9 protein-coding genes and 1 pseudogene are annotated in these 12365 nt (G+C 45.6%); 4 read left to right on the top strand and 6 right to left on the bottom strand.

The window, feature by feature from the left end:
* Window positions 1-64: 64 nt before the first annotated feature.
* Both J4N45_RS18730 and J4N45_RS18725 read left to right on the top strand, forming a co-directional pair.
* Window positions 65-592: a TetR/AcrR family transcriptional regulator gene (locus J4N45_RS18730; RefSeq protein WP_252015982.1), complete on the top strand. Its 528-nt coding sequence runs from the start codon at window positions 65-67 to the stop codon at window positions 590-592.
* A 14-nt stretch (window positions 593-606) separates the two neighbouring features.
* Window positions 607-1653, top strand: a complete 1047-nt coding sequence (locus J4N45_RS18725) for an alcohol dehydrogenase family protein (protein WP_252015980.1) — start codon at window positions 607-609, stop codon at window positions 1651-1653.
* Between the two features lie 54 nt (window positions 1654-1707).
* Here J4N45_RS18725 and lpdA read toward each other — a convergent pair.
* Window positions 1708-3128, bottom strand: a pseudogene (gene lpdA / locus J4N45_RS18720) (dihydrolipoyl dehydrogenase); the annotation flags it as partial.
* Between the two features lie 194 nt (window positions 3129-3322).
* Between lpdA and J4N45_RS18715 the strand changes: the two are divergent.
* The gene (locus J4N45_RS18715) at window positions 3323-3685 is read left to right on the top strand and encodes a hypothetical protein (protein ID WP_252015976.1); all 363 of its coding nucleotides are present in this window, start codon (window positions 3323-3325) and stop codon (window positions 3683-3685) included.
* Here the strand turns inward: J4N45_RS18715 and J4N45_RS18710 are convergent.
* On the bottom strand, window positions 3648-4865 hold the full coding sequence (locus J4N45_RS18710) for an MFS transporter (RefSeq protein WP_252015974.1): 1218 nt from the start codon (window positions 4863-4865) through the stop codon (window positions 3648-3650). The genes J4N45_RS18715 and J4N45_RS18710 overlap by 38 nt on opposite strands.
* Window positions 4866-4960: 95 nt before the next feature.
* Between J4N45_RS18710 and soxR the strand changes: the two genes are divergently transcribed.
* A complete protein-coding gene (gene soxR / locus J4N45_RS18705; RefSeq protein ID WP_252015972.1) occupies window positions 4961-5395 on the top strand; it encodes a redox-sensitive transcriptional activator SoxR in 435 nt (144 codons plus the stop codon).
* 28 nt (window positions 5396-5423) lie between these two features.
* Here soxR and J4N45_RS18700 read toward each other — a convergent pair whose 3' ends face one another.
* From J4N45_RS18700 to J4N45_RS18685, 4 genes are all read right to left on the bottom strand, one after another.
* Window positions 5424-7097 (bottom strand): flagellar assembly protein A, encoded by a 1674-nt coding sequence (locus J4N45_RS18700; protein ID WP_252015970.1) that lies wholly within the window; start codon window positions 7095-7097, stop codon window positions 5424-5426.
* A gap of 297 nt (window positions 7098-7394) precedes the next feature.
* Complete coding sequence (locus J4N45_RS18695; protein ID WP_252015968.1) at window positions 7395-9470, bottom strand: tRNA(Met) cytidine acetyltransferase TmcA domain-containing protein; 2076 nt, start codon at window positions 9468-9470, stop codon at window positions 7395-7397.
* Window positions 9471-9560: 90 nt separating this feature from the next.
* Window positions 9561-10532: a ParB/RepB/Spo0J family partition protein gene (locus tag J4N45_RS18690; protein WP_252015966.1), complete on the bottom strand. Its 972-nt coding sequence runs from the start codon at window positions 10530-10532 to the stop codon at window positions 9561-9563.
* Window positions 10533-10540: 8 nt separating this feature from the next.
* Complete coding sequence (locus J4N45_RS18685; RefSeq protein WP_252015964.1) at window positions 10541-11758, bottom strand: AAA family ATPase; 1218 nt, start codon at window positions 11756-11758, stop codon at window positions 10541-10543.
* Between the last annotated feature and the right edge of the window lie 607 nt (window positions 11759-12365).

The following is a 12365-nucleotide window of genomic DNA, read 5'->3' as shown; positions in this document are numbered from 1 at the left end:
ACGACTGTAGAATGATTATTCTACACTATGGGTAGTATAATCATTCTACCTTGTGGTGTTTTCTATGTCGCAACAACAAATTGCAGAGAACCTAGAACGTGCTTTTTCACAAAAAGGCTTCGCTGAGCCGAGTGTCGCTGAGCTAAAAGCGCTGTCTGGCGTAAGCATGCGCACTCTATACAAATACTTCCCCTCCAAAGAGAGTATGGTCGTTGGCGCATTGGACTATCGTCACCAACGCTATCTCGCGCTACTAGAGCAGTGCGCACAGCACAGTGGCCTAGACGCTACACTTGCAGCGTTTGATGTTCTCGGTAATTGGATGAAAGAACACGCCCCGAAAGGCTGCCTTTCAGTCAATGCTCTGGCCGCCTTTCCTGACAACTCGGACATAAATTCGACAGTTGAAAAGCACAAACAACAGGTTATCGATTTACTCGCCAAATTAAGTGGACGAGATGATCTCTCTCATGCTCTTTTTGTATTGCATGAGGGAACGACAACCGCTTATCCCATTTTAGGTGAATCGGCGATTACCGCTGCCAAAGTAGCCATCACTACTTTGTTTACCACTAATTCAACAAGCTACTAAGAAGGAATCCACCTATGAGCACGGTAATGACTGGCGTACAGCTGATTGGTCATGGCGAGCTAGACCAGCTAGACATTCGAAACGATATTCCCGTACCAGCGCCTAAAGCCGATGAAGTTCTGATAAAAGTCAGCGCGGCTGGCGTCAATAACACCGACATCAATACACGTATTGGTTGGTACTCAAAAGGCGACAACGACAGTGAAGATGCAGGTTGGGCTGGAAATGCGCTAAAACTACCTCGTATTCAAGGCGCGGATGTGTGTGGTCATATTGTTGCGGTAGGTTCGAATGTAGACGCGAGTCGCATCGGCGAACGCGTACTGATTGATCCATGTTTGCGTTACGTCGACGGTCAGAAACTTGAGCATTTTTGGTACTTTGGCTCTGAGTGTGATGGCGGATTCGCGGAATATACGACTGTAGACGCTCGTCAAGCTTACAGTGTAAATTCTAGCTACACCGACACTGAGCTTGCGTCATTTCCGTGTTCTTATTCGACCGCAGAGAACATGTTAACGCGCGCTAAGGTTGCCGCTGGCGATGTCGTGTTGGTGACCGGTGCTTCTGGTGGCGTCGGCTCTGCAGCGATTCAGCTAGCCAAAGCTCGCGGAGCAACAGTAATTGCCGTCACCAGCGAATCTAAGGCTGCCACCTTACTTGAGATCGGTGCTGACAAAACCGTCTCGCGTGGTCAAAACTTAGTAGAAGCGCTGGGACAAAACAGCGTGAACGTCGTCATTGACCTTGTTGCGGGACCTCAGTGGCCGGAACTGCTAGACGTGATGGCATCAAAAGGACGATATGCGGTTTCTGGTGCGATCGGTGGACCTATGGTTGAGCTGGATGTTCGTACCTTGTATCTCAAGGATCTTTCTTTCTTCGGTTGTACCGGACTGGAAGACGAAGTGTTCCCGAACCTCATCAGTAGAATTGAAGCTGAGCAGATCAAACCGCTGGTGGGCAAGACATTTGAACTTGCCGAGATTAAACAGGCTCAAATCGAGTTTGTTGAGAAAAACCACATTGGTAAGATTGTTCTGAATGTGAGTGCGAACTAGCACGGTAGAGATGACGCATTCATACTGAAACTCTCGAGGGCGCTTAGGCGCCCTCTTTTCTTTGATTATTTTCTTCTCGCTGGCAGCATATCCGTCATAGAGCCTTCTACGACTTCAGCGGCAAACGCGAACGTCTCCGCGAGTGTCGGGTGTGCATGAACCGTATGAGCAATATCCTTCGCTCGGCCACCTAGTTCAAGCACAGCTGCAGCTTCATGAATCAACTCTCCGGCATTTTCTCCGCAGATACCAGCACCAATAAGTGTGCCTGTGTGTTTGTCGAACAGCGCTTTCGTTACCCCGTTGGTGGCATTAACACTTTGCGCACGTCCACTTACTAACCAAGGCACTTTACCAACACTGTATTCCAGCTCTTGCTCTTTCGCTTCTTTCTCTGTTATCCCTACCCATGCAACTTCAGGGTGGGTATAAGCCACTGAAGGAATCGCAGCTGGAGTGAAGGTGGAATCTAAACCCGCTATCACCTCAGTTGCCACTTTACCTTCGTGCGTGGCTTTGTGCGCAAGCATAGGGCCTTTGACTATGTCACCAATCGCGAAGATGCTTGGCACATTAGACTGCATCTTTTCGTTCACCTCGATAAGTCCCTTCGCATCTGTGGTAACACCTATGGCTTCAAGACCGAGATTCGATGTGTTTGGCGCTCGACCTACGGCGACAAGCACGGCATCAAATAACGTTGGCTGTGGCGCCTTCTTCCCTTCGAAGCTAACTAAAATACCCTCAGCTTCAGCGCTCATCTGTGTGACTAACGTTTTGGTTAAGATTTGGTAGGCTTTCTTGGTCGCCTTTTGTAGCGGCTGGATAATGTCTCTATCTGCACTCGGAATGATATGATCTAGCGCCTCCACTATGGTGATCTTAGATCCAAGCGCTGCATAGACCTGAGCCATTTCGAGCCCGATAATGCCACCCCCCACGATAAGAAGGTTCTCAGGGATCGTCGACACCTCAAGTGCGTCCGTCGAATCCCAAATACGGGGGTCATCGGGTGCAATAGGCAGAGGGATAGAGTGCGAGCCAGTAGCGACGATCGCTTGTTTAAACTCAATTTTTTGTTCACTTTCCCCATTCACAACCAGGCTGGTGGGAGAAATAAACTGCCCTACTCCATGAACACGGATGACTTTTCTCGCCTTGGCAAGATTCGCAATACCTTTGGTAAGGTCAGCTATCGTCGACTGCTTGTACTCACGTAGCGCGTTTATATCCACCGTCGGCTCACTGAAAGCAATACCCATGGATTGACCGCGTCTTGCTTGCTCAATCAACGACGTAGCATGAAGCAAGGCTTTTGATGGGATACAGCCAACGTTGACGCAGACACCACCTAAGGTCTCTCTGCTCTCAACAATGCATACCGAGAGCCCTAAGTCGGCTGCTCGAAAAGCTGCGGTATAACCGCCGGGTCCACCACCGAGTACGGCAACATCTACGTTGATAGAATCCGTCATGCTATCTCTCCTTCTATATCTGGTTGGATTTGCGAGTATTTTGCAAAGCGAGCCCCAGTATAGACTGGGTAAATGTCTGAGCAGTGTTAATTTTTGTCGGTAAGTGACCTAGGTTTCAAACTTCCCTTTATCTGTCATAAATAGCGGTTAGTATTAGCGCTCTTGCAAAAAACAAATGATTCACGCTACCCAACATGCGAAATAAAGCACTACTCACTATTCTGGCACTGTCTCTTTCTGGTTGTTCCTCTTATCAAATGAACCAGTTAGGATTTCGTTCGTCTCCTGTTAATGTATACCCAAACTACATGAACACTATCGAACTTTGTGAGGTCGCAAATGGGTATCGTCCGACTAATCAAACCATGGTAGCAGTCAGCAGCGAGCAATCTAAGCGCAGTCTTACTCATGATCGTTGTGACGACCTAGTCAAAGAGCTCTACTTCAGCCGTTTCATCAAAAACATTACCATTACGCGTCCAGAAAAAACAGAGGAGCCGGTGCCGACTCCACTTCCCGCTAAACCGCTCCCTCACCCTGTAGTTCAGCCTCAATAGGGTGATAAGCCAGCACGTTAGCTCGCTTCAGCATCCACATCGCAATTGTCGCCACTATCATGACCAAGGCAGCAACGGCAAATCCTACTTCTATGAGCTGGTAGTGTGCTAGGTAGGCAATCAATATGTAGCTACCGCTCTGTGCCGCTGTTGTAAATAGTTTCATACCGCCGTCCACTCGTCCCCTGACTGAGTTATCGACGTCATGATGTAGCTTGTTTACCCTCGCAATTCGGTTCGTCGCGTTAAACAATCCCATAAACAGTGCAATAACAACGATGGATAAGGGAGAGAGCGTCATTGCCATTATGGCGAGCAGCAAACACATCATCACCATACTCGCCACCATCAATTTTTCGTGTCTCACACGCGTCATCACTTTAACAATCGCTAAGCCACATAGCATCGCACCGATACCATAGTTTATCTGCCACCAGGCAAACCACTCGCCCGATACCAAGTTCTCTGATAGATAAATGGGCACTAACTTCGACAAGTACGTCATCATTGGGTAACTCACGCACGATAAGGCAATAAACAAAAAGAACAGTGGTGATTGACTGAATATTCGCTTCGACTCTCCCAATTGCTGATGGAAACGAACAACGTTCGCCGTTTTTCTCGAGGTCTGATGCTGAATCGCCATAAAACACAGTAGGGCTAAAGCTGTGAGTGCACTTGTGAGCATTGCGAAGCGATCAATTGTCCAGACTTCCAACAACCACACGCCCATACCACCGGCACTCAAAGTGGTGATCTGCATGACAATTTCTTGCTGGCTCGATACTCGACCATATTCACTCGCCTTGTATAGCTCCTGAGTAAATGCCCCGTTAGTTGACCACGCTAAATCACTAGCTAGCCAAAATACCAACAAACACGAAGCGAGGATCCAGATATTTACTCCAACAAACCAACTAACTACGACAACGCTGATGGCTGATAGCATTTGGATTAGCTGAGAAACAGCCAAAATATGTTTACGAGAGTAACGATCAATTGCGGTTGCGAAGAACGGAGTAAACATAAAAGAGAGCAGCGTACAGACTAAAGTCACGACGGCGAGAAATGTGCCGTTATTCCCTTCACTTAATATGGACCAAGGCAATGCCATGAGCATCATTCCCGATGCAATTCCATCAAACATCAATCCTGATAAATGTAACCTTCTGTTGTGCATTGTCGCTTCTCCCTGTTCCTGTGACTGAAATCAAGGATAAAAGCTCAACTTAACTTGAGGTCAAGCTATAATTAGAAGAAAAATAAGGAGAAGTTATGGAACTTTCAGTTGGCCAGGTCGCCAAACGTGCAGAGGTTGCGGTCTCCGCACTGCATTTCTATGAGCAAAAGGGGATGATTACCAGTTGGCGTAATCACGGCAATCAGCGTCGCTATGACAGTTCTGTGTTACGACGAGTCGCTGTTATCAAAACTGGACAACAACTAGGACTGAGTTTAGAAGAGATCAAACACGCCCTATCTAGTTTGCCTCTCAATCGAGCGCCTTCGCAAGAAGAGTGGGAACAAATGGGTAAAAACTGGAAAGAGATTCTGGATCACAAAATTTGGCTAATGACCAAACTCAGAGATGAGCTAGGAGAATGCATTGGCTGCGGCTGTTTGTCGATGTCGCGCTGTCGTTTACGTAATCCACAAGACACGCTTGCAGACACACTCGGAAATGGCGCGACCTTATGGAAATCTGAATAGACGCTGTACGAGTCCCATTTAAAACGACTTAAACTAAAATGTCCTCTTCTTTGAGTTTAGGCGCGAACGTAATAATTTGTTTGTTGTAACTGAAGGTCGCAGGCCCGTGTGTGGACTTAGTCGTGACTTTTTCGTCATCAAACTGAACTGTGACCCTAGTATGCGTTTGAACTAAAGACTCGACCGTATTAAGTTCTAGCTTGGCGTACAGTTCGAGTTCGATACGCTCTTTCTCTTCATTAAGTTTATCTATCGCTTCAGTGTCAGCACTGTTTAATGCTGCAAGTTCAGCGTTCTGCTCTTCTGTGCGTGATGACTTCGGAATCTTCTTCAACTCAATCTCACGACGAATCGACACCATTTTTTGTTCTTGAAGAGCCGTATATCGAGATTGTAGCTCCTCAAACTTTTCAGCATAGTGTTTGTAGTTTGCGAACGCCTCAATATAAGTGGCCGTATCACCCTCAACACCAAGTTGGTTACAGATAACTTTGCCACCGACCTTAGCTTCACCACCGCTAAGCGTACCTTGTTTCTTGTTTCCACCGGTGACCAACAGATCACCGCTACAAGCGATGTCGTTATTCAAACTGTGTACAGTAAACTGAACGTCCCCACGCGCCTTGATGGTGGCAAACTGCGCGTAGTTTGCAACAACATCACCACCAGACTCTATGTGGCAAGACTTGGGTTCGCCATCATCTACATTATGCCCGATGATGCCTTTTGCAATGGCTATATCGCCCTTCGCTTTAAGAGAAGCAGATTCGACGAAACCGCCGACAGTGATCGCCCCCGTCGCGGTCACTTCCATATTAGGTTCAACGTTTCCAGATATAACAACACTACCTTTGAACTTGATGTGTCCAGTGGAAATATCAACCTTACTCAAACAAAGCGCTTCATCAATTTCAACGCCTGATGCTTTAATAACAGGCATTCCTGACATGGTAGAGAGTAACGTATTAGGATTGTCTGGCGAAAAGCGGGTTCCGGCACCCGGCTTTAATGGCAAATCTTTCACTGGACGAGGTGGAATAATAGCCCCCGTGACGGTGTATCCATTCTCACCTGGTTTAGCTGGAATGCGGCGCATCACTTGTTCGTTCTCACCAACAGTGACTACAGCCCCGAGATCTCGCATATCTACCTTGCCATTTGGTCCTGAAGCTTGAGGCTTCAATACCCTATCTTTAGGGTCGGCAACCAACGGAATAAACTGAGCATCTTTACCCTCTTTTGGTCGCTTGCCTATTGCTACAGGCTGCGTGTAGCTTTCGCCACTTTTAAGTTGCTGACTCAACAGCAGCACCTTCTTCAGTGCTTTCTTATTAATGCCTTTTACGACGCGAGCCTGAGTTAGCGCAGAAATGATATCCGTTGGCGTCAAAGCATCACCACCATAAGCACCTTCAACCTTGATACTTGCCAACATATCTTGCTCACTGAGTATGACCTCAGCCGTTGCATTTTTCACTTGAGCAAGTGTTAGCCCTGAAAAAGCGTCGCCTTTAGCGGCTTGGGCAGATTTGATAAATTGAATGACCGAAGTCTCATCGACAAAGAATGCTTCTGCATTTAACTCTTTTAATGCATTTCCTAGCAATGCGACTTCCAAAGCCAACCCCTGCTCATACTCTTTTGGTAACTGAGCAAAGACTTGTTTTTGATCTGATGAAAGGCTGAGTACACTTTTCCACATGATTGACGATCATTTCCTTATGCGATTTCACGCTCGCATACAGAATGCGAATGTGATCATGCTTCAATAACTATCAATTATATTAGTGAAGTCTCACTACTGAGACTACATGAGTTTTCTAAAACTACGGGGGCGCTCACGGTAATTAGTTCAATAGTTTGAATGTCGTAGGAGAAACATTGTTCGGTATGTCCAGCAGTCATCAACAAGGTCTCGTCGATTTACACTGTAAAAATAGAGAGGCAATTTACACTGTAAAAGCATAGTCAGCTTTACAGTGTAAATCAGGGAAAGAGACTATTTACACTGTAAACGTTCAATGAGCTGCTTTAGTTGTTGCCGAAAAGCCTGCTCTGTTTGTTTTCTTCCAGTAAAGCCAAAGTGCTTTGCAGTCTGCTCCCACTCCCATTCTTGAGCTATGACGGCCACTAATAGCAAAGGAAGCTGCTCATTTATCTCTTGCTCATTGCATTGAAGCAGTGGCAACAGAAACGGGCTAACTGTGTTGAAGGCATTACCTCCCTCTGCATAGTTAATGACGAGAGGATGGATACTAGCAGCCTCTACATGACTGATAGACTGTGAAAGCAACAAACCCGCCAACTCTGGAGAAAGCGCTTTTGCCGATGAACGAAGCCAGAAAGGCAAAGACTGACGATATAGGTCAAAAGCCTGTTGATACCATTCATGGCTTTGTTCAGAAATTGGAGAAACAAATGTGGCGCTATAGGTACCGCTTGCTTTATCTCGTGAGCTACCTAAACGAACAGCAGAAAAATGGTTTTGACTCCAGAACTGAACAAGCTCATTCGTCGCACCAAATGTTGTTGCTAAGTAATCAACATCTCTACATAGGCTTTCGCGTAATCGGGTCAACATTGAGCTGCCAATACCACGTCCTTGTATAAGTGGGTGCACCGCTATTCGCATCACTCGAGCACAGCTTTGTAGTGCAGGGACTTCCAACGCCAAATGGTTGCACAACTCTACCGGTACGAGGTGACCCGCGGGGCGAGACTTTCCTAGATAGATACGTTCAATGAGCTCACCTTCCAACTGCCCTTCTCTATTTACAAGCACGCTACCAACCACCAAATCTCGATGTTTAATAGTGTACAAACTCATGTTGGGGTTATTGAGCAACAGCATTAAGTCATTTGGAGAGGTTTGGTAATGAGCATTCACCAACAAAGCAAATGCACTCGACAATGTGGCTACCTCTTGCATTACCTTGTCTTTATTCAGTAGCTCCCAGTGAAATTCTGTCTCATGAATACTTTCCCCAGACAATGCATCCGGCAATTCACTCAACTCTGCATTCAGCAAAAACGTATCTTTTGACCAATGTTCTAATGGGTCATCGACATTCCAGCGAATAGGTTGACTCAAATGGAAAGTACGAGAACCCTTTCTGGTCTCCAATAGCCAAGGTAGAAACTTAAGACTGAACCCACGACCACAACCTTCATAACCATAAATGGTGGTACTTATCACTAGACGGTGATAGCTGTCGACAATCTGTTTAAGTATAGGAATGGGAATGGCCGCCGCTTCATCCACAAACAACAAATCACAACTCGGCTGCGTGTTTAGCAACTCATCAGGTGCAATAAAGTTAAGCGATACTGTCGAGCTATCGACATCGGACTTTTCTAACTCAGATTCAAAATGAAAAATGGCGGAAGCTACAGCCGCTTTGTTTGGCGCGGTAATAATTACGTCTAGTGGTCTTATCAATGCAAGTCTCGCTGCAGCGATACCCAACGCACTGCTTTTACCTCGGCCTCTATCGGCAGTCATGACAAATGGACGTTTACGATGTCCTGTTAGGACTTGTTGAATGTGGTCAATTGCGAGTTCTTGCTCGATGTAAGGATTGGTTTTAGTGCCGGACTCAGCTTCTTCGGTACTCCAATATTCTGAGCTATTCTTCAAATCATCACTGTCTTGCTCGATAACAGGCAGTTTTTCTAATCCTGATTGCAACCAAGTGTTCGCTGATAAATTGCCGCTTACTAAGATGATTAGCAAACCACCGCCGACCAGCGTCCCAACCGCGGCATTAAAGCTGTTCGCATCGAAGTCACTACCACACTCGACAATGAGTAACTTGGAATCTCGGCCAAGGATACGCTTGCCTTGATTCGCTGGAAGACACGTGAAACCATCAATTGAGTGCTTTCCTATGTAGAAGCAGGACTCTGATTCAAGATTAGTTTTACTGACTAAAGTGGACACTAAGCTATTTTGCCAACTCCCCTCTCCCCTCAAGACAACAGTCGCACGGTGATTAAGAGAGTTGGCAATATCAAGTTGGCTAACGATCGCGTTCGACTGCGACTCTAGCAAAGATGTATTCGATTGGTTTAGCATAAACGCATCATAGTGGAAGACTTATACCAATATTAACATAAAAAAATACCCCGCTGATGCGAGGTATTTGCTATGCGAAACGCGCGAAGTTTATTGCATTTTTTCCTTTAAGAACTCGAGAATTTCTTCCATCGTCTTGTCATCAACCTTTTTAAGATTGATCGCTAGATTTGGACCTTTTCTCGTGTAGCTAGCGCGCCCTTTCACCAAGTCAATCTTGCTAACTTTTGCGCGCTTAGGTGGTGCGAGTTCATGCATCCAAGCCTCAAGAGTTTCAGAGACTTCCTTAGTAATGCGAGCGACACCTTGCGCTTGGCTATTCTGCCAAACGTAGCCTTCTGAATCCTGGCAACGTTCAATGAGTTTTACTTGGTTATCCTTGTCTAGCTCACAGAACTGCTTGTGAAGACGAACAATGGTTGGACGCCCTAAGTCACTCACGTTTGGGTAAGCTTGTAATAGTGGTAACGGCAGATCTGCCGCTTTCAAAGCGCCACTGACTAACGCTTCACTACACTGGAACATCTTAGCTAACGCCTTTTGGTCTTCGGCTTCACCACTTTCTAATTTAGCCAGCATCTCTTTGCCTTTCTCGTAAAGAGACAGTGGCTTATGCGCATTTGCTACGTCAGACAAGAACTTGGCATGTTCTGAGTTGATGTTTTCCGCAACGTAAATCAAAAACTCTTTTTGCGCCAGGATACACGACATACGACGACGACTACCATCAAGAACCTCGATAGTACCATCAGCCTGACGACGACCAACTGCAGGGTATTGTTGTCCCTTTTCACGAAGCGTCGCCAAAACATCCGACAGAGCGTGCTCATTCAAAAAAGATTGCTCACGCGCATTCTCTTGAAAAACAAACGTCTTAGATTCAACCTGGTCAGCAGGAATACGGACCAGTTCAAACGACACAAGCTCTTCGCCCGCTACAGAAAGTTCAATAACTTGCGCCTGTTCTTTCGCTGCAGTCTGCGCTTCTTGAGGTGTGGTTGCTCGTCGTTTGTTGGCTTTGCCAAACAGTTTTGCATTTAGTTCTGAAGTTTTAATTGCCATTTGTCACGTTACCCTTGATTCAGTGAAGACCAGTTGCTGTGCAGTACTCGTTCTAACTCTAGTGCACTTTTTTGAACAGCGTCTTGAGCAACGGCCAAAGTTTTCTTACCACCTTCGAAATCAGATGCGGTTAAATCGAAAACAGTACTGTAGGTATCAGCACAGGTTTCGAAAGCACGGCTTCGTGGAATCGTCGCCATCATCACCTGATCACCAAGGAGGTAGTTCATTTCCGTTAATACAGAGACTTGCTTTTTGTTGTCGTCTTCAAACATCGTTGGCATCAGTCGAACAAACTCGAGTCCTTTCCAATCTTCAGGGAACATCTCATAAACAGTCGGCAAATGTTGGAAGAAGTTAACTGTTGAAGCCCAGTCAAGACGCTTTGCTGCACAAGGAATAAGTAGCGCATTTGAAGCGTACATTGCATTCCAAACCAATGGGTCAACGTGAGGACCTGTATCTATCATGATGACGTCAAAGTCATCAGCAATTTTGTCGATTAGCTTTTCTTTTAATAGCTTAACAATATCTAGAGATTGGTTTTTAGATAGGTTTTGCCACGCTTCAGCGTTGAACATCGCATCTTCAGGGAATGCAGAGATCGTCTTCAAATTCGGGTACTGGGTTGGTAGTAGGACGTTATGACGTAAGAAATCGATGTCGATATCGGTCCCTTCAGGAACGTTTTCTAGCATAACATCAACCGCAGAATAAATGTTCTCGTGATCCGCGACACTGATTTGTGGGTTTAAGAACAAACGAAGTGACCCTTGAGGATCTAGATCGATAAGACAAATGCGGTAGCGTTTATCTAGATTGAGAGCCAAACAAGCTGCAAGATGTACCGCACTCATTGACTTACCTGTACCACCTTTCTGGTTTTGCACGTTTATAATCCACGGCTTATTGTTAACGCTCTGCTTGCGTTCATGAAACTTAGGCACGCCTGCAGCGTCCATGAGCATGTGCGCTTCTTGAAGAGAAATAGAATAATGGTTGGCATTGTTTTTAGTAAACTGATGCCCCCCCTCTTCCATTTTACTGATTGCATCATCCAATTTTCGGCGAGTAAGTCCTGATCGTGTTTCCATCATGGCTTTTGACATCGCAGGGAAGTGGTCATCACTACGTTCTTCCAATACGATTTCAATACGATCAGCTTGAACTTGCTGAGTTTGCTCAGCAAGCTGGTAGAGATTATCTATTGTTTGTTCTCTTTTCATACCTAGTTCCAACCAAGTAACCTATTTATTTATGTACAGCAATATCGTACATTCTCACAAAAAAGCTGTCCATACATCTACTGAGATTATTTGCATTAATTTGACCAATATCTAGCTCTATGATGAATATTTGCGCAAAGTGTTTTCAAAAAGCACCAATTTCTATGCTTATAACTCGCCTCAAACTCTACTACTTTAAAAGTGTTACCGCGTCACTCATTTACAGTGTAAAGTAAACTATTCCCGGAACGATACTGAAAGACGGATAAATTACGGAGAGTGTGACTTTGATTCATCCTAATGACCGATATATCTCTATTTAAACGCGGCCACCTTGGATTCAACTTTCCACTTTGCAATCAATTCGCCTAGTCAGGAACAATGATCAAGGAAACACCATGATCATTGTTTCGGGACCAACGGTGATTGTGAAAGCATGATCAAGGTTCATAGCTATTAACCGGCAAGCTAAACTTGAGTGCACTTCAGATCAAAACTCTCGGAACAATGATCAAGAGACAAAACCTTCCGGAAGCATGTAAATATCTAGCTAAATTACGGCTCAAGTCCCACGAACACTGGGATCAATGCGGATTTAAGTATCAAA

It is taken from the genome of Vibrio sp. SCSIO 43140, from assembly GCF_023716585.1.
Taxonomy (GTDB): domain Bacteria; phylum Pseudomonadota; class Gammaproteobacteria; order Enterobacterales; family Vibrionaceae; genus Vibrio; species Vibrio maritimus_B.
This window is presented reverse-complemented; position numbering and strand designations above follow the sequence as displayed.

Excerpts from the sequence above, each read along its gene's own strand:
- J4N45_RS18730 (WP_252015982.1), top strand. The coding sequence starts at position 65 with ATGTCGCAACAACAAATTGCAGAGAACCTAGAACGTGCTTTTTCACAA.
- J4N45_RS18725 (WP_252015980.1), top strand. The coding sequence starts at position 607 with ATGAGCACGGTAATGACTGGCGTACAGCTGATTGGTCATGGCGAGCTA.
- J4N45_RS18715 (WP_252015976.1), top strand. The coding sequence starts at position 3,323 with ATGCGAAATAAAGCACTACTCACTATTCTGGCACTGTCTCTTTCTGGT.
- J4N45_RS18710 (WP_252015974.1), bottom strand. The coding sequence starts at position 4,865 with ATGCACAACAGAAGGTTACATTTATCAGGATTGATGTTTGATGGAATT.
- soxR (WP_252015972.1), top strand. The coding sequence starts at position 4,961 with ATGGAACTTTCAGTTGGCCAGGTCGCCAAACGTGCAGAGGTTGCGGTC.
- J4N45_RS18700 (WP_252015970.1), bottom strand. The coding sequence starts at position 7,097 with ATGTGGAAAAGTGTACTCAGCCTTTCATCAGATCAAAAACAAGTCTTT.
- J4N45_RS18695 (WP_252015968.1), bottom strand. The coding sequence starts at position 9,470 with ATGCTAAACCAATCGAATACATCTTTGCTAGAGTCGCAGTCGAACGCG.
- J4N45_RS18690 (WP_252015966.1), bottom strand. The coding sequence starts at position 10,532 with ATGGCAATTAAAACTTCAGAACTAAATGCAAAACTGTTTGGCAAAGCC.
- J4N45_RS18685 (WP_252015964.1), bottom strand. The coding sequence starts at position 11,758 with ATGAAAAGAGAACAAACAATAGATAATCTCTACCAGCTTGCTGAGCAA.